Source organism: Levilactobacillus sp., from assembly GCF_022646225.1.
Taxonomy (GTDB): Bacteria; Bacillota; Bacilli; order Lactobacillales; family Lactobacillaceae; genus Levilactobacillus; species Levilactobacillus suantsaiihabitans.
Window position 1 is genome coordinate 208,654 of sequence record NZ_JALCJA010000001.1, and the last position, 22,756, is coordinate 231,409.

27 protein-coding genes and 3 pseudogenes are annotated in these 22,756 nt (G+C 50.2%); 15 read left to right on the plus strand and 15 right to left on the minus strand.

The window, feature by feature from the left end; all coding sequences use genetic code 11:
- Positions 1-245: 245 nt before the first annotated feature.
- Entirely contained in the window at positions 246-692 is a 447-nt protein-coding gene (locus LKH74_RS01055; RefSeq protein ID WP_135367892.1) for a GtrA family protein, read from the plus strand.
- A 160-nt stretch (positions 693-852) separates the two neighbouring features.
- Here LKH74_RS01055 and LKH74_RS01060 read toward each other — a convergent pair whose 3' ends face one another.
- The gene (locus LKH74_RS01060; protein ID WP_287707942.1) at positions 853-1,365 is read right to left on the minus strand and encodes a VanZ family protein; all 513 of its coding nucleotides are present in this window, start codon (positions 1,363-1,365) and stop codon (positions 853-855) included.
- A 225-nt stretch (positions 1,366-1,590) separates the two neighbouring features.
- Here LKH74_RS01060 and LKH74_RS01065 point away from each other — a divergent pair, with 225 nt between their 5' ends.
- Positions 1,591-2,424 (plus strand): class I SAM-dependent methyltransferase, encoded by an 834-nt coding sequence (locus LKH74_RS01065; protein ID WP_287707941.1) that lies wholly within the window; start codon positions 1,591-1,593, stop codon positions 2,422-2,424.
- A gap of 316 nt (positions 2,425-2,740) precedes the next feature.
- Here LKH74_RS01065 and LKH74_RS01070 read toward each other — a convergent pair whose 3' ends face one another.
- Genes LKH74_RS01070 through LKH74_RS01080 form a run of 3 tightly spaced genes read right to left on the minus strand, consistent with a single transcriptional unit; the run spans position 2,741 to position 6,135 of the window.
- A complete protein-coding gene (locus tag LKH74_RS01070; RefSeq protein ID WP_287707940.1) occupies positions 2,741-4,207 on the minus strand; it encodes an Ig-like domain-containing protein in 1,467 nt (488 codons plus the stop codon).
- Between the two features lie 14 nt (positions 4,208-4,221).
- Complete coding sequence (locus LKH74_RS01075; RefSeq protein WP_287707938.1) at positions 4,222-5,358, minus strand: DUF916 and DUF3324 domain-containing protein; 1,137 nt, start codon at positions 5,356-5,358, stop codon at positions 4,222-4,224.
- Positions 5,359-5,394: 36 nt separating this feature from the next.
- Complete coding sequence (locus tag LKH74_RS01080; protein ID WP_225428688.1) at positions 5,395-6,135, minus strand: WxL domain-containing protein; 741 nt, start codon at positions 6,133-6,135, stop codon at positions 5,395-5,397.
- Positions 6,136-6,839: 704 nt separating this feature from the next.
- Here LKH74_RS01080 and LKH74_RS01085 point away from each other — a divergent pair.
- Both LKH74_RS01085 and LKH74_RS01090 read left to right on the plus strand, forming a co-directional pair.
- A complete protein-coding gene (locus LKH74_RS01085; protein ID WP_287707936.1) occupies positions 6,840-8,369 on the plus strand; it encodes an endonuclease MutS2 in 1,530 nt (509 codons plus the stop codon).
- A 129-nt stretch (positions 8,370-8,498) separates the two neighbouring features.
- A complete protein-coding gene (locus tag LKH74_RS01090; RefSeq protein WP_287707935.1) occupies positions 8,499-9,347 on the plus strand; it encodes an alpha/beta hydrolase in 849 nt (282 codons plus the stop codon).
- A gap of 142 nt (positions 9,348-9,489) precedes the next feature.
- On the opposite strand, the gene LKH74_RS01095 is transcribed toward LKH74_RS01090, so the two are convergent.
- A complete protein-coding gene (locus tag LKH74_RS01095) occupies positions 9,490-9,627 on the minus strand; it encodes a hypothetical protein (protein ID WP_287707934.1) in 138 nt (45 codons plus the stop codon).
- Complete coding sequence (locus tag LKH74_RS01100; RefSeq protein ID WP_287707932.1) at positions 9,620-10,060, minus strand: SRPBCC family protein; 441 nt, start codon at positions 10,058-10,060, stop codon at positions 9,620-9,622. The genes LKH74_RS01095 and LKH74_RS01100 overlap by 8 nt, the downstream gene beginning before the upstream one ends.
- A 156-nt stretch (positions 10,061-10,216) precedes the next feature.
- Here LKH74_RS01100 and LKH74_RS01105 point away from each other — a divergent pair, with 156 nt between their 5' ends.
- From LKH74_RS01105 to LKH74_RS01115, 3 genes are read left to right on the plus strand one after another with little or no spacing between them, the layout of a single operon-like run.
- On the plus strand, positions 10,217-10,867 hold the full coding sequence (locus tag LKH74_RS01105; RefSeq protein WP_287707930.1) for an endonuclease III domain-containing protein: 651 nt from the start codon (positions 10,217-10,219) through the stop codon (positions 10,865-10,867).
- A 15-nt stretch (positions 10,868-10,882) separates the two neighbouring features.
- Positions 10,883-11,092: a hypothetical protein gene (locus LKH74_RS01110; RefSeq protein ID WP_287707928.1), complete on the plus strand. Its 210-nt coding sequence runs from the start codon at positions 10,883-10,885 to the stop codon at positions 11,090-11,092.
- The gene (locus LKH74_RS01115; protein WP_287707927.1) at positions 11,064-11,684 is read left to right on the plus strand and encodes a serine/threonine protein phosphatase; all 621 of its coding nucleotides are present in this window, start codon (positions 11,064-11,066) and stop codon (positions 11,682-11,684) included. Before LKH74_RS01110 ends, LKH74_RS01115 begins: the two co-directional genes overlap by 29 nt.
- A gap of 3 nt (positions 11,685-11,687) precedes the next feature.
- Here the strand turns inward: LKH74_RS01115 and LKH74_RS01120 are convergent, their stop codons facing one another.
- Together LKH74_RS01120 and LKH74_RS11910 are read right to left on the minus strand one after the other, a co-directional pair.
- Positions 11,688-12,191: an LURP-one-related/scramblase family protein gene (locus tag LKH74_RS01120; protein ID WP_287707926.1), complete on the minus strand. Its 504-nt coding sequence runs from the start codon at positions 12,189-12,191 to the stop codon at positions 11,688-11,690.
- Between the two features lie 365 nt (positions 12,192-12,556).
- Positions 12,557-12,643 (minus strand): AraC family transcriptional regulator, encoded by an 87-nt coding sequence (locus LKH74_RS11910; RefSeq protein ID WP_353845507.1) that lies wholly within the window; start codon positions 12,641-12,643, stop codon positions 12,557-12,559.
- 98 nt (positions 12,644-12,741) lie between these two features.
- Between LKH74_RS11910 and mazE the strand changes: the two genes are divergently transcribed.
- The 6 genes and pseudogenes from mazE to LKH74_RS01150 all read left to right on the plus strand — a co-directional run.
- Complete coding sequence (gene mazE / locus LKH74_RS01125; RefSeq protein WP_287707925.1) at positions 12,742-12,987, plus strand: type II toxin-antitoxin system PemI/MazE family antitoxin; 246 nt, start codon at positions 12,742-12,744, stop codon at positions 12,985-12,987.
- Positions 12,981-13,325 carry a type II toxin-antitoxin system PemK/MazF family toxin gene (locus LKH74_RS01130; RefSeq protein WP_135367881.1) on the plus strand — a complete coding sequence of 115 codons (345 nt, stop codon included), beginning with the start codon at positions 12,981-12,983 and terminating at the stop codon, positions 13,323-13,325. Before mazE ends, LKH74_RS01130 begins: the two co-directional genes overlap by 7 nt.
- Positions 13,326-13,643: 318 nt before the next feature.
- Positions 13,644-13,908: pseudogene (locus LKH74_RS01135) on the plus strand (type II toxin-antitoxin system Phd/YefM family antitoxin).
- Between the two features lie 2 nt (positions 13,909-13,910).
- Positions 13,911-14,256, plus strand: a pseudogene (locus tag LKH74_RS01140) (type II toxin-antitoxin system YafQ family toxin).
- 213 nt (positions 14,257-14,469) lie between these two features.
- The gene (gene tnpA / locus LKH74_RS01145) at positions 14,470-14,934 is read left to right on the plus strand and encodes an IS200/IS605 family transposase (protein ID WP_287707922.1); all 465 of its coding nucleotides are present in this window, start codon (positions 14,470-14,472) and stop codon (positions 14,932-14,934) included.
- 296 nt (positions 14,935-15,230) lie between these two features.
- Positions 15,231-15,491 (plus strand): annotated as a pseudogene (locus LKH74_RS01150) (oxidoreductase); the annotation flags it as partial.
- Positions 15,492-15,707: 216 nt separating this feature from the next.
- Here the strand turns inward: LKH74_RS01150 and LKH74_RS11915 are convergent.
- The 3 genes from LKH74_RS11915 to LKH74_RS01160 all read right to left on the minus strand — a co-directional run bounded on the left by LKH74_RS11915 (position 15,708) and on the right by LKH74_RS01160 (position 16,678).
- Positions 15,708-15,794, minus strand: a complete 87-nt coding sequence (locus tag LKH74_RS11915) for a hypothetical protein (RefSeq protein ID WP_434737631.1) — start codon at positions 15,792-15,794, stop codon at positions 15,708-15,710.
- 77 nt (positions 15,795-15,871) lie between these two features.
- A complete protein-coding gene (locus LKH74_RS01155; RefSeq protein WP_287787931.1) occupies positions 15,872-16,075 on the minus strand; it encodes a hypothetical protein in 204 nt (67 codons plus the stop codon).
- A 75-nt stretch (positions 16,076-16,150) separates the two neighbouring features.
- The gene (locus LKH74_RS01160) at positions 16,151-16,678 is read right to left on the minus strand and encodes a TetR-like C-terminal domain-containing protein (protein WP_287707919.1); all 528 of its coding nucleotides are present in this window, start codon (positions 16,676-16,678) and stop codon (positions 16,151-16,153) included.
- A 224-nt stretch (positions 16,679-16,902) separates the two neighbouring features.
- Here LKH74_RS01160 and LKH74_RS01165 point away from each other — a divergent pair, with 224 nt between their 5' ends.
- Positions 16,903-18,066, plus strand: coding sequence for an alpha/beta hydrolase (locus LKH74_RS01165; RefSeq protein ID WP_287707918.1), 1,164 nt, complete (start codon positions 16,903-16,905; stop codon positions 18,064-18,066).
- Between the two features lie 181 nt (positions 18,067-18,247).
- On the opposite strand, the gene LKH74_RS11920 is transcribed toward LKH74_RS01165, so the two are convergent.
- Complete coding sequence (locus tag LKH74_RS11920; protein ID WP_434737628.1) at positions 18,248-18,862, minus strand: ATP-binding cassette domain-containing protein; 615 nt, start codon at positions 18,860-18,862, stop codon at positions 18,248-18,250.
- Positions 18,850-19,083 (minus strand): ATP-binding cassette domain-containing protein, encoded by a 234-nt coding sequence (locus LKH74_RS11975; protein ID WP_287707916.1) that lies wholly within the window; start codon positions 19,081-19,083, stop codon positions 18,850-18,852. Before LKH74_RS11975 ends, LKH74_RS11920 begins: the two co-directional genes overlap by 13 nt.
- 335 nt (positions 19,084-19,418) lie before the next feature.
- Between LKH74_RS11975 and LKH74_RS01180 the strand changes: the two genes are divergently transcribed.
- On the plus strand, positions 19,419-19,916 hold the full coding sequence (locus LKH74_RS01180) for a cysteine hydrolase family protein (RefSeq protein ID WP_287707915.1): 498 nt from the start codon (positions 19,419-19,421) through the stop codon (positions 19,914-19,916).
- A 266-nt stretch (positions 19,917-20,182) separates the two neighbouring features.
- On the opposite strand, the gene LKH74_RS01185 is transcribed toward LKH74_RS01180, so the two are convergent.
- A complete protein-coding gene (locus LKH74_RS01185) occupies positions 20,183-21,160 on the minus strand; it encodes an aldo/keto reductase (protein WP_287707914.1) in 978 nt (325 codons plus the stop codon).
- A gap of 68 nt (positions 21,161-21,228) precedes the next feature.
- Complete coding sequence (gene xerS, locus LKH74_RS01190) at positions 21,229-22,293, minus strand: tyrosine recombinase XerS (protein WP_287707913.1); 1,065 nt, start codon at positions 22,291-22,293, stop codon at positions 21,229-21,231.
- Positions 22,294-22,756: the final 463 nt, after the last annotated feature.

The window sequence follows — 22,756 nt, forward strand, 5'->3', positions numbered from 1 at the left end:
AGCCGGGCGGTGTTTTTTAATGGGGTGCTGCAGGGGAGATTAAATAAATTACTTTAACTTATAACGACCAACACAACCCCTCAACAACTTCCCAACACAAACCCGCATCGCTAGTCAAACTAGTCACCAGGGTAAGGGCAGTGGCCGAACCTTTAACTTTTTCTTGGGAATCGGCCACTTGACTTGCGTCTATGGGGATTTTCGATTATAACGAGGAAAGATAAGCATCCAGGGAGGAACAACACATGCAACAACTTATACGATTATATAAAAAGTATCAAGACATCTTAGCCTACCTGATTTTCGGGGGGCTGACCACGGTGGTGAACCTGGTCGTCTTCTACGTGACGGTTACCCTCTGGGGCTGGAATTACCAGGTCGGCAACGTGTGGGCGTGGTTCTTGTCCGTGCTGTTTGCCTACGTCACCAACCGGGTGTGGGTCTTTCATTCCCATTTCACGACGGTCAAGGCGCTGTTCAATGAGGCCGTCTCCTTCTTCTTGGCCCGGGGTGCCACGTTGATCATGGACATGGCCATCATGTGGACCGGGGTGTCTCTGTTGCAGCAAAACGAGATGCTCACCAAGCTGGTCGACCAGGTCGTCGTGGTCCTGGCTAATTATTTCTTTAGCAAATGGTTCGTGTTCAAGAAAAACAAGGGCAAAGCTTCATCCGTTAACGAACGCGATTAAAAAAATCCCGCACCATCCAGTCTTTGAACCGGGTGATGCGGGATTTTTGGTAACGTTGACTGGCGAAAATGGACCAGAGCACGGTTGGGGAGCTTTGAGCCGCAACGCGTGCCACCAGGCAACTGATTCCGCTTGATACTGCGAGGTTGTCTTGAAATCATCAGGCCGTGACCCGATGGGCGTGTTGTGGGTGCTTGGCAGTGAGACGGTAGACGACCGCGACCGCTAAGCCGCCAATGAGGATGCCTAGCGCGTTGGCCAAGACGTCGTTGATGTCACTGCTGCGGTTGATCAGCCAGTGGTGGGACAAGACATATTGGATCGTTTCCACGCTGCTGCCGAAGAACAGCCCAGAAAAGCCAACGCCCAGTAGTGATAGTCTGGGCAGGGCCCATTTAAGCAGTAGGCCCAACGGAATCGTTAAGACGATGTTTTCTAAAAAGCCGAGGTTGAAGACGTCAAGCGTCGTTAGGTTCACGCGACCGATGCCCACGGGCATGATATAGATGGCCCTGCCGTCAAACGAAATGGGCGTGAAGAGGATGGCGGCCAAACCGGTGAAATAGCCGAGGACTAAGAGCGCCAACCAACGTCGCTTGCCGCCGGTAGCCAAGATGAGCAGGCCGCTGAGTCCAGCCATTAAGATGATCAGTAATAAGGGTTCCCAACGCATCGAACCACCTCCAAGTGTGTGATCAAGTGTTCTGTCGATTAACATGGTTCTACCCTACACCTAAATGCGCAGCCGGGGGGCATTTTGCCGCGAGCTTTAAGGTTTCTTGGCGGCATTAGGAAAACCCTAAGAAGTTCGTCACAAAATCATCACACGTTTTGGCAAAGTTGTTTGCCCCACGCCGCCATAAAATCGGGTATACTGTGAAGCTAAGAGGTGAGGAAAATGACAGATGAGACGCAACGAGATTTAGCGGACAACCAAGCCAATTGGGACGACCGGGCGCGGGTCCACATGAACTCGGACTTTTACGATGTACCCGGACTGGTGGCCGATAGCAGGCAAATCACGGCGACGGTCCAGCATGACTTAGCTGTTCTCAAGCCCTGGTTGCCACACCAAAGTGTTCAAGGACAGGACTTGTTACACCTGCAGTGTCACATTGGCACGGATACCCTATCCTGGTCGCGCCTGGGAGCGACACACGTGACGGGACTCGACTTCTCGGAGCAGTCACTGGCCTATGCCCGTGAAATTGCGGCTAAGGCCCAGGCCCCGTTGACCTTTGTGGCCGGTGACGCACGGTTTGCCGACCGGGTGATTCAGCGGCAATTTGACGTTATCGTGACCAGCATGGGCACCATCACCTGGCTGCCGGCGCTCACGGAATGGGCCCAGTCGATTGCGACACTGCTAAAGACGGGTGGGACTTTCTTGATTCGTGACGACCATCCCTTGTTAAACGTGTTGGACTTTGCATCCTGGGACGTGCACGCGGATTACTTTAACGCCGGTGCCTCGACCTACGAGAGTGATAGCTCGTACACGGACCATTCTGCCGGTCAAATCAAACACACCACGAATCACAACTGGAATCATGATTTCCAGGAAATTACCAGCGCCTTACTACAGGCTGGGTTGCACATCGCTTTTCTGGGCGAGTATCCGCGAACGGAGTGGCCAGCATTACCAGACCTGGTCCAACGCGGCGACTGGTTCGAGTTACCCGCGGGGGCGCCACAGATTCCGTTGACGTTTGCCTTGGTGGTTCGTAAGTAAGGCCGCGGGAATGGTGGCTTATTTACTGAAACTCGTGAGACCAGGCGCCTGCGTCAGGTTAGGGTGGGGCCTGTCCTGGGGAACACTTCCAGCCTGAGGGGCGGACTTCCGGTTCACTTGAGCGCCTGGCGAACGGTAGGCGGCCAGCTCGAATTGTGAGGCTGAAAACGACTATTTTTAACGCTGTGAGGCATATAATAATGCTTGTTCCAGCTGGTCTTCGTCTTTCACCCCCTCAATTAACACCAAAAAACGACCACGCCAGTTGACCAACCAACTGACGCGGTCGTTTTATTAGTGATACCGAAACTAGTGATTAGCTAGGGGCTACTGACAACGTCCAGGTGACGGTGCTTTGGTAATCTCCGGCAGTGATCTTCGGGTCAGCCGCAAAACTCAGCTGGCTGTCGGTCACGTCGAAGGTCTGACCATCGTAGTCGCTCGACGTATAAATCTTGGTGGCGGTATTCGTCGCTGGAATGTTTTCATCCAGCCGTGCAGTCGGGTCATAGAGATCGAGGATTACGGCGCTCAGCTGCCCCGTGTCACCATCGCTAAGGGCGAAGGGTGACAGGCTCGCTGTTAACGTCCAGTCACCCCCGGTCTCTCGGCTGTCCATGACGCTTAACTCACCGTTATCATTGCCGTCGTAATTACTCCCGCTAGTGGCTTCATCTAAGTTCTCCAGGGTGGTATTGTCCTGACTGACTGAAGCAACATCCGTACTCCCAAAGTTGAAGTTAGGCACCGCCGTCAGTGACAACAGGCCACTTTTATTGACGGTTAGGAGTGCCGCGTTGGTATTGACCGTCTTGGTACTCCCATTCACGGTGTAGTTCAACGTTGCGTAGTACGCGGTGCCATTGTCGCCACCGACAGTGGTTTTGCTAACGGTGTAACTCGATGCGGTCGAGTTGAGCGCCGTGGTGGTGCCGTCATCGACCTTGTACCAGTTTGCCACGGTCATGCCGTCGGGCAGATTATTCAGCGTAAACGTCGCGTCACTGCCTTCATTGACGGTGACGTTTTGCAGCGCGCCGACGGTAATCTTGGTAGAATCGCTGTGGCCATTGCTGGTCCCAGTGATGGTGACGGTGCCGTGGTCGTTAGCCGTGCCGTCCATGGTGCTGGACGTGTTGGCGGCCGTCACGTTACCATAGGCGTCAACTGAAGCCAGCGAGGGGTTACTGCTGGTCCAGGTGACGGGGTCGGTCGCGTTGTCTGGCGTTAACGTCGCGTTCACGGTTGTGGATTCGCCGTTGTATAAGGCGTTACTGTCGGCCGAGACTTGAATATCGGTCGTGGGGACCCGGTCGGGCGTGACGGTGACCGTCGCAATGCGTGACCATTCGTTGTAAAAGAGGCCCAGTCCGGTAAAATCGTATTCACATTGGAACATGAGCGGCGTGTCTTTCGTGACCTCCGGCGCGGTAAACGTGTAGGTTGTACTGTTGGTGCCAACCTGTTGATAGGTACTGCCACCGTCCGTAGATTCCCACCAGACGTACTTCCGACTGCCCAGTGGGTTGGTCGTAGTTTCCAAAATGTTCCGCGTCCCTTTTGCGGAAAGGGTCACGCTGTGTCCAGAAATGACGTTGGAATCAATGGGTTGCTGGGTAAACCCACCAGTCAGGTTGATCCCGAGAATCGACGTAGGAGGCGACGTTGGTGTTTGCGGGGCGCTGGTCGCCGCGTGGGCGGTGGGACCAGCAACCAGCCAGCAGCCCACCAACGCGACGAGACTGATCAGTAGGCCTCGTAAGAAACTTTCCCAATTTCGCATAATGATTCCTCCCGTCAAGACTTCAAATGGGATTGATCCTCGTCTGCGGACTTCGCGGCAGTGGTGTCCGTGTCAGTCGTGGTGGCATCGTTGGCTGATAAATCTGCATCGTCATCATTATCATCATCGTCTTGAGAACGACGCTTGCCTAACCAGTAGGCCAGCAGCAATAACAGAATTACCAGCAGGATGGCGAGCAGCAACCAAATCCACCAGTAGTTCGGTTGCTTCGTATGCAACGTCTCATTGTGGGCCCGGGCTAACTTCGCCGAAATGGTAAAGTTACGACTGAAGTTCCAAACCCGTTGGCCACTGGTGGCGTGCACCTTTAACGTGTATTCACCGGCAGCTAGCGGCTTCTTGCCCAAGCCAATGCCCAGGTTGAACCAACTGTTGGGCGCCATTGAGCCGTTCTTTAACGACTTGGTCAACATTTGCTGGTGACTACTGGTCTTTAAGACCCGAGCGTGGACGTCAAACTTGCCGAAGAGGGCTGGCGTGACGTTGCGTAACTTGGCCAAGACTTGCGGTTGACCATTTTGTTTCTTCACCGTGACGCTAGCCAATTTCAGATTGATCGGTAAGACCTGGTTGGGTTGACACCACAAGGCAACGGCGACGACTTCCGCATAACGGTTCTGCAGCGTAAAGTTACCGCTAGAAGTCGAACGGTGCGCCTTGGGGTTGGTGACGAAGAGACCACCCAAAACCTCGCCGGTAAAGCCACTGGCAGGGGTCCGAACGGTAAACGTCACGGTCTTGCCTTGGCGTGGCGCCAAATGCAAGGTGACGGGGCCAGAAGTCATGTCCTTAAACGTGGTCTGCGCAGAAGAATCCGTACGGTTCGATGGGACATAAACGGCTTGGCCACTGTCAGAAGTCGTGGCGTTGATGGGACTGACCACCAGCGTCCGGGGCGCCTTGTTGGGGTTCGTCACGGACACTTTGATCGTGCGCGCACTGCCGGGTTGTACCTTGAGATCGAAGTAGTTAGCTTTTTTAGAAAGCTGGTCCTTCGGCAGCAACGGGGTAACGCCGAAGTCTGATTCTGGATCGGAAGCCGCGTGCGCTGAAACCAGCGAGCCACCGCCCACCAGACTGATCAGCGCCAGAAATGCTACGAGCCACCATTTAAACCTGTTCAAATTCATTGTCAGCACCACCTTAGTCATCAAATCACATCAACGTTAAGCAGCCGTAGTCGCGGTTGGAGCATCTTGCAAAGCCCAGTACAGCGTTGAGTCGTAGGTCCCAGCAGAAACATTGGATTGCTTACCGATTTGCAGATCAGTTTCGTCAGAATTCAAAGTTGCAGTGTTGCTACCTTCACCGGTCTGAGCAGGAGCGTTCCAAACGGTTTCTGGGTTAGCAATCCAGTCGTTGGTCACAGTACCCTGTGGCAAAGCGACAGCGTTTGGTGCTGGGGTCTCCGTGTTATCAGAGGCACCCTGCGTGAAGAAGAGGTTCAGCGAAGAGTTGGTAATGGCCGATGCGGACCCACTCAGTAAGGTGAAGGGTCCCATCCCAACGGTCAGTGACCAGCCGGCATGCGTCCCCCGGTAGTCGGAAACATTTAAGTTACCGTTGTTGTTCCCATCGTATCCGGTCCCAACAGTCGTACTACCAGAAGCCATCTTCAAGGTCTGCGTGGTTTGTTGCAGGTCATTAACAGTCGTACTGCTCAGTAAAACGTTTGGTACGGCGTTCAGCGTCAACATCCCCCCTGTCACTGAGAATTGAGCGTTAGACATCGCCTCCGCGTTGCTGGTGGCAGTTGCTGCGTACCCGGTCGAAACCGTCGTTAAGTTACTACTTTCAGTCCCAGGACCAGCCGCGTTGGCAACCATTGGGGATAAACCTAAAGCTAAAGCAATCACAGCGAGACTACTGCCGGCACGATTGATAATTTTCTTGATGTTCATCATCATAAATTCCTCCAATCTAATTGTGCCAAGTCTGAACCGGCCAACTTGACGGTCCAATGAATCATCAAGTCAGTGATTAAAACATCTTAATTGTATTTGATTAAGTAACCATTTCCTTCTCTGCAACTCTATAGTAGCAGGTCCATTCAGCGACTTAGAGAGATTAGCTTATTTTGAGATGTCTGTATACTAACCGCTAATAGTGAGATATTTACTTTGACAATTCTCCGGAATCGTCACCACTAGTGGGGGAGCCTCAGCGATTTGCCGGATAGATTGACCGGACAGTTAGAGAGATTATGTCTAGTAGTTAACGGCTGGTGGCGATGGGCCACGGCTGGGGCTTAAAAACAACCGGTTGCAGCTGCATTAATCGCTGGCCACAATTTGGCTGACCTGTCAATTATTTTAATAGCAGCCGTGAATTGTGACACCTTGCTAATAATGTGCAAAGCTAGGGACGGCCGCGCAGGTTAGCTGGGGCGATCAACCTGGTCGAGGTCGGTGAGCCGTCGTGTTAGCCCCCTTGCCCGCAGCGAATCCCTTGTGGTAGAGTGGAAGTCTAACCGAGGAAGTGACGGCTATGTCTGTGCCTCATCGCCGGGGGGTGTCCGGCAACGTTTCGCACAAGAATTTGCGACAAGCATTCGCCTAACAGCCGGTTGCCTGAATGACCGGGTTTTGGCTGTTGACGCAAGGAGAAAAAATTGGATCTAAAAGAAATTACGCAACTGAATCAAATCTTAAAAACGGTGGCGACCTATACCCACAGTCAGCGGGCGGCCGACGCCTTGCAGGCGACTTCGAATCAGACCGACCTGGCCGCGGTAAAGCACCAATTGACGCTTACGGCTGAGGCCCATCGACTCTTGGCCCACAACGTCTTATTTACGTACTTTGACCTAGATCAGCTGACGGCCTTACAGACCAAGCTTGATCAGGGATTACTGTTAAACGCCACGCAACTGGGGCTCATCAGTGAATTTCTGACCAACTTGCAGCGGCTCAAGACCACCTTACACACGCACCAGGAGCTGGCACCGCACCTGGATGAAGCGCTCCAGCCGGCCAGTCACCTAGGCGGCCTGCAGGAACAATTGGCGCACGTCATCGTCCACGGCAAGATTGCCGACGACGCCACACCCAAACTGGCGGAGATTCGCCGGCAAATGGCCAAACAGCGTAAACAGGTCCAGGCGGCACTGACACAATTTGTCCAAAAACACGCCCATTCCGTGCGCAGTACGCGACTGATCACGCGCAACGACCGGGTGTCCGTACAGCTCAAGGCCAGCGAAAAGCACCGCTTCAGTGGCCAAATCATTGACCAGTCCGCCACCGGCTCCACGGTCTTCTTCGAACCGGCCACGGTCGCCAAGAAGAGTGCCGTGTTGGCCGGTCTGGTTGCCGATGAGAGCGCCGAGGTCTACCAGCTACTGGTCACCTTGACGGGCGACGTCTTGAACAGCTGGGACGACTTGACCAAGAACCAGGACCTATTGAGCCAATTTGACCAGATTATGGCCCGCGGGCGGTACGGCTTGGAAACGGCCAGTCGCATCCCCGAATTAAATACGGATCAGCACATTAAGATCGTCGCGGGCCGGCATCCCTTGCTTAAGGATGCGGTCCCCCTGGACATTGAACTCAACTCGCAACAGGGTCTTATGATCACCGGGGCCAATTCCGGTGGGAAGACCGTGGTCTTGAAGACCATCGCGCTGTTTGCGTTGATGGTCCAGGTCGGCTTGGAACTGCCCGCCGCGGCTGGTACGCAGATGGCCGTCTTCAGTCAATTCTGGGTCGACATTGGCGATAACCAAAGCATCACGGCCCAGCTGAGTACGTTTGCCGCCGAGATGACGACGCTGGTCGACATGACCGATCATATCCAGGCCAACGCCTTGGTCCTGTTAGATGAAATCGGCAGTGGGACCGACCCAGAAGAGGGCTCGGCGTTGAGCATTGCCATCATCGAGTACCTCCGCCAGCAACACGCCACCATCATTGCCACGACCCACTTTAGCGCCATCAAGGCTTACGCGGTGGACTGTCCGACCTTCATGACGGCCACCATGGCCTTTGACCCGCAGACGCTGCAGCCGACGTATCGCTTGTTGCTGCACCAGGTCGGGGATAGTGAGGCCATCTGGTTGGCAGAACGGTTAGGCTTGGCCCAGCCGATCATCGCGGCCGCACGGCAACGGTTAGCGGAAAAGAAGACTTCAGAGTCGTAACAAAGATAAATGCCGGTGTTTCCCTGACAGTTGGGACACCGGCGTTTTAATTTTGACAAGGCTTTTTGCTTGCCCTCGACTGACTCGAAGCTGGTATCATCAAGCTATCAAAGAAGCGGGGAAAGTAAAATGGGGATTAAATCCAGCAAATGTTTACTAACGTTACTTCTGGTTACGGGGCTACTGAGCGGCTGTGCACGGCAGCTAGCCACCGATAAGTTCGTGCAGTCACCGACGCCTACGTTGTTTTTTCACGGCGGTGGGAGTAGCTACCGAGCCGAAGAACACATGGCGCAGGCGGCGCAAAAGGCCGGCGTTACCAACACCATCATTCGCGCAATGGTCGACCGCCGCGGCCAAGTCCGGTTGGCGGGGCAAATCAAACCGGGGGCCGTCAACCCCATTGTTGAGGTCAATTACGCCAATAACCGGCAACTGGATTACCATCAGCACGGTGTTTGGGCGACTCACGTGGTCCAAGCCTTGCAGGCGCAGTACCACATCAAGTCGTTCAACATGGTCGGCCATTCATTGGGCAATATCTCGCTGATCTATTATTCACTGGAAAATCGGGGCAACACACACCTGCCCAAGCTTCGTAAGCAAGTCGACATTGCCGGGCACTTTGCCGGGTTGGCCTTTCGCGACGTACCCGCGGCCATCAAACAACCGGCGGGGCTTACACTCAATGCGGCCGGCAAACCTAATCACCTGAACGCTACCTACCGAGAGATGACCTGGTTGCGGCGCGGGTTGCCGAAGAATCAGGTGCGTGCGCTTAATTTGTACGGTAACATTGGCCATCACACGGACGGCACTGTGCCCAACGTCTCCAGCCTGGCGCTCAAATACCTGGTGATGCCGCGGGCCAAGTCGTATCAGACGCACGAATTCACCGGAAAGTTGGCCCGTCACAGTCAGCTCCACGAAAATCCGCAGGTGGACCGGGTGCTGATTCGGTTTTTGTGGGGGCGGTAAGCCAAGACTAAAAAACACTAAGGGGTCTGGGACAAACATCTCAGACCCCTTAGTGTTCAACTTTAAATGGCCAAAACGCGCGCCCAAAGGCAGCCGGTTTCGCTTAAGGCTAACCGTCTTTGGGTCCACTCTTGACGATTTACTATTTCCGTTGCCAGAACCAGTACAGGCCGCCCAACAACAGGACCACCAAACCGGCGCGTAACCCCCAGCCAATCAGCCAAAGCGTCAGGAATTGCTGAAAGAGTGGTTGCCAATCAGTCGTTAGTAAATTAGTCATGCGCAGCCCCCGCATTGGCTTCTGTCGGCAGTGGCGCGACCAGGAGTTGCAGGTTGCGGGCAAAGGCGGCTTGGGTGAGTGGCACCAGGAGTCGCAGGGGGGTGGTTAGGGCGGCAGAATTGGCTAGGGTTAGTTCCTCCGTGAGGTGCGTTCCCGTCGGCGTAGCCATCAGCGTGAACGTCAAGGTGTAGGCCAAGTGCTCGCCGACACTGTGGTACTGGACCTGGGTCGCGGTGGTGGTGACGGTGACGTCTTCGCTGTGATTGAGGGCCGGCTGCTGGCGAGTGAGGTGGCTACCAGTAGACGTCGGCGTGACCTGGGTGATCGCCGGGTTCCAGCGCGGTAGGTCGGTCAGGTCGAGCAACCGTGCGCGAATCTGTGCGGGCGAAAGGGACGTGGTTAGCGCATTTTGAAACAAGGGTGTCTGAGTCATCTGTAAAACCTGCTTTCATTAGGATGACTTGAGCATACCCCGATACGGGCCACGTGGGTAATCGCTATCTTGATAATTGTTCGATTCAGCTGCGAGTGTTATTTTTGCCTGACTTCGGGTATCATAAAGGTAATGAAACTAACGGAGGCGGAAACGATGTTAAAAGACAAACAAGTTGTGTGGGCGATTCATCAGATGGAAGCGGAAATGGGGCCGGTGGGGCCGTCACTGGACTCACGCACGCCGTTTCAGTATCTGGTCTCGGTCATCTTGAGTGCCCAGGCCACCGACGTTTCCGTCAATAAGGTCACCCCGGTGTTGTTTGCCAAATACCCGACGCCCAAGGACCTGATGGGAGCCGACGTTACCGACGTGGAAGCCATCATCAAGAGCGTCGGCCTCTTTCACAACAAGGCGCGCAACATTATTAAGACGGCCCGCATTGTCCACGAAGACCTCAACGACGTAGTGCCGACCAGCCGTAAAGGCATCATGGCCTTGCCGGGCGCGGGGCGTAAGACGGCCAATGTCGTGTTGAGCGACGTCTTTGACCAGCCGACATTTGCGGTGGACACCCACGTTTCCGCTATTTCCAAACGCCTGCACTTCGTTGACCAGTCCGCATCCCCCTTGCAGGTCGAAAAACGCATCGTGGCGGTCCTGCCGCCGGAAGAGCTGCACCAGGCGCACCATACGATGATCGAATTCGGTCGGAAATATTCCATGAAACTGACGCCGGACCAAGAAGTTTGCCAACTGATCAAGGATTGCGACCAGCTGAATGAGGAAAATGAGGCGTTGGGTTAACGAGGAGGCGGTTTGATGACGGTCACATTGATTGGCGATTGCCACGCGGCGGCTGATGATTTGCGTGTGCTCTTGCAGGCCCCCGCGTTACAGACCGGGCGGCTGGTCTTTTTAGGCGACTACATCGACGGCGTCGCGACGCGGGCAGGGACCCTGCAACCGGCGCCCTTAGACCCCCTTGGGCGTACTGGACATCGTGATGGCACGGGTGGCCGATCACGGTGACGTGGCCTTATTGGGCAACCACGATGACTTTTGGGTACAAACGGCCGCGGGCGATGACCTCAGCTATCAAACGTGGCGACTAAACGGCGGGGCCAAGACCTGGCGACAACTGGGCATCCACTCGAGCAATCTTGCGGCGGTGAAAGCCGCACTGACGCACGACCCGCTACGGCGCTACACGGCTTTTTTGCAGCAGCTACCCTTGTTTTGGGCAACGCCTGAGTTGTTGGCGATTCACGCTGGATTAGACTGGGACCGGCCGTTGTCCACTCAGGCGCGCGATGACTTCTTGTGGATCCGTGACGACTACTACTTTGACCGTCCCGGTCACTGGCACCGTAACCTGACGAATCAGGTCATCGTCACGGGACACACGCCGGTTCAAACACTGCGCGACGACGGCTATGGCATGATTACGATGCAAGCCGCCGCCCACGACACGCCGCGCTACCTCATTGACGCCGGCAGTCGCTCTGGGGCGGCCAATGGGGGCATCTTTGCGCTGACGTTGGCCGCTGACGGGACCGTCCTGGCCAAGACCTGGGCGATCAATGGCCGAGTCGTTGACGGTAATTTACCCCATTTTAAATAGGACCTAGTTACCCGTACTGGATGAGTTGGCGGCCGCTTGCGCCTGGCGTTTGACGTAATCGATGGCCAGCACCAGCCCGACCAGCAGGAGACTGTCGGTATCGTCTTGAATGGTGATCTCATACTTGTCGCCGACGCTGAACCAACGTTTGGCCACGGTGCCAATCACTTGGCCGTAGCGGGAGACGGTAAAGTTCATGTCCCAAAAATCACCGGTCACGCTGAGGCCGGCCGCCACCAGCTCGTAACGTGGCTTTACGAGACTGAATTGTTTTTGAATCGTCGCCACCAGCTGACCACCAATTTCTAGGTCAAAGCTGGACAAGAAGTGGAGCGGCCGTTTGGTCACGCTGGCGACCACGTGGTCCTGTAAGTCGAGGATGTCAAAGTGCTTGGGAATCTTAAACAGACTGCCCTGGGCGCGGTAGACCGGCTGTTCACGGTCGTCATAGATGGTGAATTCCTCGCGGACGGACCAGACTTTTTGATCTAAATAGAGTTTACGCATGAGGTGTGCTCCTATCTTGTGGTTGGGTTGCGGGTTGTGATACCGGCATTTTTAGCGCATCGCCAGGATTAGGGTAGCAAATGGCCACCGGCTAATGCTGCCGAGGCCTGGGCAATACCTTTTTTGTAAATCGGCTTCCGTTGTCATGGGGTGGCTCCTTTCAACCGGTTGCACAGCTGGCGACTATTAATGCTACTGCATAATTGCCGTGGTTAGTGATGTGGGTCAACTGAATCGACTAGTCAAACGCTTTCTGCAACGCTAAACTTTTGGACGATATTCGTTAGGGCAACTATACAGGAAGAATGAGCATAAATCAAAACGGAAAACGTTCATGTGCTGACATCAGCTGTGGCATAAGATCTTTAAATCTTTGCGCGATATTGCTTTGGTGTCATCCCAAATAATGATTTGAATTTCTTTCCAAAATAACTGGCAGATTGAAAAAATATTTATAGGAATAAGGCGAATTTGTAGGAATAATTTAATTGACCAGAGTTCTTTGGATTATCATCGAGCACATGTAATTATTTGAAAGGGAGGAATTGAAATGACAGTTAAAGCACGTAAGCAAGGAAACTCTTTAATGATAACACTACCTAAATACTTGAATATTGAAGAGGGGACTACTTTTGATGTTCGTAAATCGACTGATGGGACGATTGAACTGATTCCGTTCAAAGAAATTCCTTCCTCCATGGATGAATTATTTAAAGATTGGCATGGTAAATATAAAACTGATTCCGAGATGAAAGATTGGGATGTCGCTAGGCCTGAGGGGAAAGAGATATGGTAGAAAGAATTCCTAAAGCAGGGCAAATCATTTATATTAATTTTTCTCCTTCAGCCAGTAGTGAGATTGTAAAGCAAAGGCCAGCAGTCGTTGTGAGCAATAATATATTGATGAAAACCAGTGATTTTGTCTGGGTAGCGCCTATCTCACATGGAACGTATAACGGAGTTGATTATCCATTGCACGTAAAACTGGATTCCAGAACAAAGATTGATGGAAATGTTTATGTTGAACAGTTGAAATCATTTGATTACCAAGCTAGAAATTGGGAATTTGTTGAAGATCTTCCTAGTGATATATTTGATGAAATCAGGAAAAAGGCAGTTTTGGTATTAAAATGAGTACGCAATTTGTAAGAGCAAGTTAGCCACAGAATCAAATACTGATACCGAGGGGCTCTCAGGGGCTTGGAGAGGAGCGATATGCCTCATGATGCGCCCCCTTGCTGCTCTAAGAACGAGACGACTAATCATTCCAGATTAGGCCTGAGCGGTGTGAGTCCGCGGAGATAGATGTGGCGCTGCTAAGTCATCGTTACCTAAACTGCCGTGTTATTGCCGTTAGCATCGATGGCTAAGCTTAACTCAAAATGGTAAGCAGATTGGTCACTTTTTAGGACGTAATCGCGTACAATACAAGTACGAAATGAGGTGCTAACAATGGCTTTAGCTGCGACACAAAGTGCATTTAGAATACATATGAAAGACTACTTGGATCAAATCAACGATGAAGACGAAACGGTTTATGTTGCTCGCTCTAATAATCGCGCTGTGGCAATTGTTTCACAGGAGAAGATGGATTGCGTTGAAAGCCAAGGAAGACTCCTTAGAGTATGCAATTGCTCGTGATCAGCTGATTCGCCGCGGGGTCCTACCGGATGATGAGATTGCTACGGCAGACAATCAATATTGGAACCAATTTTAGCAATGGAACGAAAGCTGAGATTTAAACCCAGAAAGACGTTTGATGTTGATCTCAAGCACTTGGCGACAATTGATCATCAGATTGTTGATGAAGTTCGTGCCGCCATTGAAATCTTATTAACCGGACGCGCCTTGCCAGCTGAGTTTGGCGATCACCAACTTCAACGCCGGTTGGCTGGCTATCATGAGTTTCAATTACGCGATACGTCAAAGGGACAACAGCCTAGTGAACGTAACGGTGTCGTGGTCATTTACGCGATTGACGAAGATGGATGACCTCATCCTAATTGGCATTCGCATAGGCACGCACGATAAGTTGTTTTTTAAACAGAATCATGCTGACAGATGAGATGATTAGATGTTTAATTATCATCAGCCAAAGAGCCGTAAATTAGGATTGAACTAACGTAACTCATAGTTCAATCCTAATTTGTTATTAATTGGTTAAATAAAACCACAAGTTTTACTTGTGGGGGTGAAAAAAGGCTTTAGCCCAAAACACCCTTTCGATATACTATTTAACGGCTACCAACCAAAAAATAGTATCGAAAGGGTGTTTTACATGTCTAAAAAGTCTAAGGACAATAGTAGCTTAGCACATACTAGATGGAATTGTAAGTACCACATAATCTTTTGCCCCAAGCATCGGCGAAAAGTTATTTTTGGAGAATTGAGAGCAGATGCTGGTCACATCCTAAGAAGACTTTGTGAGTTAAAGGATGTTGAAATAATTGAGGCACATGCAATGCCGGATCATATCCATATGCTGGTTAGGATTCCACCCAAGATGAGTGTTGCAAGCTTTATGGGATATTTGAAAGGGAGAAGCGCTGTGATAATTCACGAGCGTCATGCAAATCTAAAGTATAATTATGGAAATCGAAGTTTCTGGGCCCGTGGATATTACGTGAGTACAGTGGGCTTGAACCAAAAGACAATTGAAAAATATATTCGCAATCAGGAAGCTGAGGATCGTGTAAATGACAGCATGACGAAGCGTGAATATCGAGATCCGTTTAAGAAGTAAAAAAACTACCAAGGCAACGAGAGTCAGCGATTGGTAGTCTTTTGTTGGGCCCCTTTAAGGGGCTTTTTGCGTGTGATAAGCCCTTCTAGGGCGGTTATAAAGCCACCAGCTGTGCTGGTGGATGTTTACTTTGATTCAACGCTTGTTGTAAAAGTTAATCCACTCAGTCATGGCTTGAATGTAAGCACCTAATAACTGACCGTCTATGATTGGTGGCCACAACACGGTATGATTACCTCATCAAATAAATTGCTGAGGTTTTTTTATGGATAAACCAGATATCGTACAAGTCAAACAAGAATGCGATGGAGGTTACTAGAATGGAAAGTGCGAATGAAGGTACCAACATTCGCACAACAACTTTATATCCAGCAGCCATTAATACTGAGCTATTGGATCATATCGGTGATCAAACAACGGCGATGAATATGAAGAAGTTTTATCAACAACATGGTATTTCTCCCGAAGCGATTGCTCGAGTCGTAAATTTTGCGATTGACCAACCAGAAGATGTAGATATTTCGGAGTTTACGATTTACCCAACTAGTCAGGCCTAGTCTCAATGGTTTCATCAACGGTAAAGGTCCCTCTAGTTTCATGTTTCTGATTTTTACGTCGGGACTTATCTGGAAGTAAAGATGCGTTAAAGTCAATCAAGCCGCCATATATCCAGTTGTAGATTGACTTTATACAAAAGCCGAATTTGCGTGAGATCTGCTCAGGCGACCAAGTTAGTTCCAGATGATGCTTAATCAAGGTAGGATCATCTTTAGTTAGGATTGGGCGACGTCCACATTGATGCCTTTTATTGTCTGAATGCTTTTGAGTTCATAACTGATTGTCGATTTAGACAAACACATTCTTCTAGCAATTTCGTTATTAGAATATCCAAATTTAAGATTAGTTTAAAAATATTTGACTTTACGTAAAAGTGAATTTAGATCATTTTCACAGAATTCATCAGCTCTTCAACAGTAATAGTTTTAAGGTAAGCAACTGTTGAATCCTCAGTATCAACGAGGATATCATCAAGTTTGTTGTTAAAATCTTCTACATCAATGCTCTCTTCATCTGCATGGTATTCGAATTCAACTTTATCTTTTTTGGTTGGTGCGTTTACCACTACTCGATAAATTTGCAATAAACTTCGATATGCTGTTTTCGTACATAAAATGGAGGTTTAGATTCAGTATCCATGTCAGATAAAGATGACTCGCTAAAATTTGATTGTTCTCGCTTTTAACCAAGTTTCTATTTCTTCAGGAGACTCCACCGAACCTCTATCTAGCCACTCCTTAATCCATCCATACATTCCATATAGGTAAAATGATTCTAAATAAATTTCATAATTGTTGTCAGCATGTTTGTTCAAGAGGATTTTTTTGAGAACTGGGACGATCAACCGTAAATAGCCGCGCCGATTTAGCAAATTATAAAATTCCTTATTATCGTTTAAATGGCAAAATATGCCAGCCAAGAGTGAGTCATTTCGGCCAAAGTCTTGTCGCTCTTGATCGAAACTGGCCTTGTTCTCAAGGTACCAATCCATCATGATTTTGTTGCAATAATTGGCTAAGATTGCTTCCATGTCTTGGAAGTTTCGATAGAAGGAAACTCGACTTATCTGTGATACTCTGGATAATTCGCTGACGGAAATTTGATTTAATTCCTTTTCTTTAAGTAATTGTAAAAGGGCCTTTGTCAATTCATCTTTGGCAAAGGTTTGTTTTTCTGCATTATTCATGTCTTTACAAAACCCCTTTGATTGTTTCATTTTAGCAATTTGGAGCGATACTTTCTAAAAATACTACCAAACAATGTTACACTTGTAAAGTCGTAAGTGAACAGATAGTAACATCGAATAAGGGAATTTAATATTCACGATAGGTAGCATGCTCTTTATTCGAAATTACTTTAAACAGTGTCAAAGCTGGTTGGATAAAATTTGAGGATGGGATAGAAATCAAAATGAAAAAAATTATGTTTATAGTAGTGAAAATTTTTGGGATCATATTGGCTTCATTGTGCCTCTTATTGTTTGTCTTTGTTTTAGGTCCCAATCACTTATTAACAACTCAAATTGGTAGTATTTTTTTCCCATTGGCTGCTGGTCGTCTTTTAGTTTTGTTGATTCTCTTAACATTAGCGTCACTGGGATTCGTTGGATGGATAATCAAACAAAAACGGAAGCCAGGAAAATTTTTAATCACGTTAACTTTAGTATCTATAATTGCACTTTTTACTGGTGGAACCGAATGGCTGATAGAAAGAAATATTGTTCGTGAAAATGGCGGTCAGATCAGTTTAATGGGAGATAAAAGTATTTCTACAAGTGCAAAACCGGATACACAAGTTAGTTTTGCTCATCGGGAAGGTAAAGATTTGAAAGTGTCCGTCTATAAAAATAAAGGGATAGCGAAAAAACAAAAACAGCCAGTCTATATCTATATTCATGGTGGTGGCTGGGCTTCTGGCGATTCAGAATCATCAGCTTGGCTTCATCGTTCAATGGCTGACAAAGGATATGTCTCTTTTAGCATCAACTATCGATTAGCAACAGGTAACCATCCAAATTGGCGAACTGCAACTGATGATGTAGTCGATGCAATCAAATGGATAAAAAGTCATGCTGCTGAGTATGGTGGTGATGGTGAACACATTTTCCTTTCGGGTGAATCGGCGGGTGGTCAACTTGCATTGCTTTATGCTGGCCTAGTTTCAAGTGGTAAGATAGAAGCACCGATTCCAGATGCAGTCGGTGTAATGTACCCAGCTATCGATATGACGTGGACAGCTAAAAATGGGCGTTATCTAAGTAGCAATGTTATTCCTGGAATTGTTGAAAAGTATCTCGGTGGAAATTTAACAGCACATAAAAATAGACTAAAGTCAGTGTCACCGACAAACTATATTAACGATAAATTTCCTCCCGTTTATATCATTCATGGTCAAAAAGATAGTTTGGTAAGTATTACCGGATCTGAAAAATTCGTCAGCAAGCTTAATCAGGCAGGTGGACAAGCAAAACTAGTTAAGATTCCTTTTGCTAATCATGGAATCAACATGCAAGAAGTAGTCAGTCTGCTGAGTAATTATGCTAAGAAAATTGATGGTCTGAGTATCAAGAAATAAAGTGTAACTTTTTCAAGTAGCAAACTTGATTATAAAATTTGCCCACTAAAAATAATCACAATTTGTAAGAACAAGTTAGCCACAGGATCAAATACTGATACCGAGGGACTCTCAGGGGCTTGGAGAGGAGCGATATGCCTCATGATGCGCCCCCTTGCTGCTCTGAGAACGAGACGACCAATCATTCCAGAATAGGCCTGAGCGGTGTGAGCTCCTGAAGATAGATGTGGTGGGCCATTAGGAGATCTTGAATGGTCAGAATGTCTGTGCGTTTGACGCGAAAGGTTGCATCGGCCTGCTGGTAAGCCGTATGCGATTGGGCGAGTAGTTGGGCGGTAAGCTGCGGATTGGTCGTCATCAGGCGGTAGTCACGTTGATGGCGCTGATTGAACGTGTTGATGGGTTGGTCCACAATTATCTGACCATGGTCGATCAAAATGACCTGAGTCATGACCTTCTGCAGTTCATTGAGAATGTGACTAGAAATCAATAAGGCTGTCCCGGCCGCTGCATATTGCTGAATAAGGCGGCGGGCCGTGATGGTCGATTCAACATCTAAACCATTCATGGGTTCGTCTAGAATCACCAGTTGCGGATGATTGAGTAGCGCAATGGCAATGCCCGGCTTCTGTTTCATCCCCAAGGAATGGCCCTTCGTCTTAGCATGAGTTGTAGGTGCGCATCCCCAGGGCGGTCGTGAGTTGTTGCAGGTTCGCTGGGTCATGGCGTAAAGGGCCAGATTCTGTTTCCCAGTTAGGAAAGGATAAATGGCAGGATGCTCAATTAGCGCGCCCACGTGGGCAAAGCAGCGTGCTGATTCTCGGTGACCGCCTGTTGATCGACTTGAATGCGCCCGGTGAACCGGGTTAAGTCTAAGCTGGTTTTCATGATGGTGGTCTTGCCAGCACCATTGGGGCCAATCAGACCCGCAATCATCCCAGGCTGAAGCTGAAAGCTAGCATGGGTGACGATGGGGTGGTGCTGAATGTAGGTGGTGAAGGATTGAATGACAAGCATGGGACAAACCTCCTAAACTTAATAAAGATGTCTTGAAGCCACCTTCACTATGCGCCAGCCTGCAGGTGACAAACAAGCAAGGCGGTGCGGTCAATCCGCAAATAGAAAGACTTATTCGCGCAACTGAGCGTGTCGCAAGTCCACCGAAATGGCGATTTGACGGTAATCGAAGCAGTTGCGGGACTGGTTGACAAGTACGCCTGGCATAGCGACAAGTTGATGGCCGATTGAATGACGTTGTCGATTTTTTTTAAGCTTAAGCATCACAGGTTTGGTTGTCTCCCAACAGTAAGTCGTGTAAACTTAAGGACAAATACGGTTGAGGAGATGGCAGAATGGCTGATGCGTTACTGATTATTGATATGCAAAATGGGGTTTGTTTTGGTGAACCGGGGGTGGCTAATGCTGCTCAGGTGATTGCGGGAATTCAGCAGCGCATCACACATTACCGTCAGTTGGGGCGGCCGATTGTTTTCGTGCAGCACAACGACGAAGACTTGGTGGCCGACAGCCTGGCGTGGCAAATCATCCCCGCTCTTCGCGTCCAGCCAACGGATACGGTCGTCCAAAAGACCCACGCTAACGCCTTTTACCACACCAATTTGCGGCGGGTACTGACCGATTTTGCGGCGGAATCTTTGGAAATTTGTGGCGCCCAGACCGAGTATGGCGTGGATACCACGACCAAGGTGGCCCACGGTATCGGCTATGATTTGGAAATGACGCCCGGACTGACGACTACGGTGGACAACGCCTTTATGACGGCAGAACAGACCATTGCCTTTTACGAGGGTATCTGGAGCCGCCGCTTTGTGACGATGCACCAAGACTAAAGCAAATTACAGGGGGGGTGACTGGCGAGCGTGCGTCAGTCACCCCTTTATTGATACCAACGAAATTGGGAGCGGATTTGTCACCGGTTGATGGGGGAACTTAAGGGTTTCTTAAGTGAAGTGGTGCCAATCTATGTTTTGGGGGGCGCGAGTTGTGTTTATCTGAGTCGTGCATGCTACGGAATCGAGTAGCGAAATAAAAAACTCTCAAGGCTATTTGAAGGAATAGTCCTGAGAGCTTTTTTACGCAATTAGCGTTTAGCAAATTACCACAAGTAGTCAACCGGATTCTTCAGGTACCGGTCATAGACGTCCTGAACGATGGCCATTTGGTCAGTCGTCAGTGGCGCTAAATCGGCAGTAGCGGTGTTGCGTTCGATTTGCGTCGGGTTGCTGGCACCGGGGATCACGGCCGAAACGGCGTCATACATTAAAATGTAGCGCAATGCCGTGGCTGCCAACTGCTCCGTGCCCAACCGCTGTTTGAGTTCAGTGGCTGCCTTGACCCCGGTGAGGTAATCGACGCCGGAGAAGGTTTCCCCCTTATCAAAGTGTTGGCCGTCCCGGTTGTTGGTCCGGTGATCTTCGGGCGCAAACTTGGTGTCGGCGGTGTACTTCCCACTCAACAGGCCACTGGCCAGCGGCACGCGGGCCAAGATGCCCACGTCGTGTTGTTGGGCCAACTCAAAGAAGAGCTTAGCCGGCCGTAAGCGGAACATGTTAAAGATGATTTCGACCCCGGCGACGTTGTAGTCGAGAGCCTTGATACCTTCTTCAACCTTTTCCACACTGACGCCATAGTTGCGAATCTTACCTTGTTGTTGCAGGCGGTCGAGCGCAAAGAACGTCTCGGGTTGATAGTACACTTGGGTCGGTGGGCAGTGCAACAGGACCATGTCTAATGCGTCGAGTCCCATATTCTTCAAGGATTCATCGACGTAGCGGTCAATGTTGGCCGGACTAAAGTGGTCGGCGGTCAGGGGTTCTTCTTTGCGGCCAATCTTGGTGGTAAAATGCACGTCGGGGTGGGTCTTGATAAATTGTCCCACGGCGCGTTCACTGGCCCCGTTTTGATAGCCATCGGCAGTGTCAAAGAAGTTGACCCCGCGCTCATAGGCTTCCGCTAAAGTGTCTTCGGCATCTTGTTGGCTGAAAGGGAGGCCCCATTTGCCGCCGAGTTGCCAGGTGCCGAGAGAAACTTCGCTGATATTAAAACCGGTTTTACCAAATTTTCGATAATTCATCTGTGGTTAACTCCTTTAATGGGTGATTTGCTGATATCTCCAGTATACGACATCTTTTATGGTCGAAACTACATTTTTTCGAGTCCGTGGCGCTGTTCCTCATCGATGATATGCGTGTACAGCCCCGTGGCGCTGGTCGAGTTTTGACCCAGCTGCGTGGCCACCAGCTGCTCGTTCTTAGTAGCCAGGTAGAGTTTTGAGGCCAGTGTGTGCCGGAGCTTGTGGGGCGTGATACGGACCTTGAACGCCGCCGAGTATTTAGCGACCATCTTTTCCATCGAGTTGGCCTGCATCCGTGAGGCCTGGCCGCGATAACTGCTGAGAAAGAGCGCACGGTCGGCGTTGGTGGCGTGGTAGGTGGCCTCGCGGTGGTCGATGTAGTCCTGGATGTATGGCAACGTCCACGGCGCAATCGGCACGGTGTCGCGCTGGCCGCCCTTACGGATCACGCCAATCGTGCCGGTCTTGAGATTCAGGTGACGCAAATCGGCATTGGCGGCTTCCGAGACCCGTAACCCGCTGCCGAGCAGTAAGGCGTTGATGGCCAGGTCCCGGCGTTTGTCGCGATGAAAGTAGCGTTTCTTGGCCGGTGACAAGAGGGATTCGTATTTCTGATCAATAAACGCCAGGTATTCATGATCGGTGTTGCCCAGCATCAATTTAGTCTTGAGGTTGGCGGCCCGGGTGGCGTAGGTCTCGCTGGTGCGCACCAGGGCAATCTTGTGCATGACGTTGCGGTCAAAGTAGGCCTCGCCGTTGTCGTCTTCGGTGTCTTCGGTCAGGTACTTGAACAGCGAGGACAGGGCGTTGAGCGACCGATTGATGGTAGGGTGCGTCCGACTGCCAGGGGCGCCCGTTAATTTGGTCTGGTTCAGCAGGGCGGACTTGTATAGCTCGACCGTTTCTTTCTTTAACGTTGCCAAGACCTGAATGTCAATGTCGGCGGGGCGCGTGGCAGGGGTCAAACCTTCGCTGATCAGCCAATTAAAGAAACGCCGGAACTCCGTCAGGTATTGGTATAGGGTCGCGGGCGACAGGGGAATCGTGGCCTTGGCCTGGTAGTATTCCTGCACATACCAAGGCGCTGTGGCCAATTCTTCGTCGATTAATTTTAAGTAGTGCTGCTTTTCCATAGAAGTGGCCTCCAAACGTATGTTCTCATGTCTCTAATGATACCGGTGAACGTAAAAATTAGCAAGTCCCCCGCCTATTTTTTTGCGACTATTATCTTTAAAATATTTGTTTTAATGAAAGTAGTCGGTCCAAGACGGGTTTAACGATCCTGGAGACGGCTAACCAGTTACTAGCTTTCAGCATGTCAGTGGCCTAAATAAGTAACGGTGAAATGCCGTCACGCCGCAGTTTATAGCGCTTAAGTACGGTTGCATGTCGACTTAAGCGAGCCGCATTGGTACAGATACATGCCAGCTTTAGTGACTATTAGTGTTCAGCCGAAACGTTGCCATGACAGCGTTTGACCGCATTTTAGCCTAAGCTAATCCAGCAGCAAGTCGGCCTAAATTCAAGCGTGGCGGCTGACACGCATTGGACCGATTGGCGGTCATTAAACTCGTAGCTAAACCGCTGATACGGCAA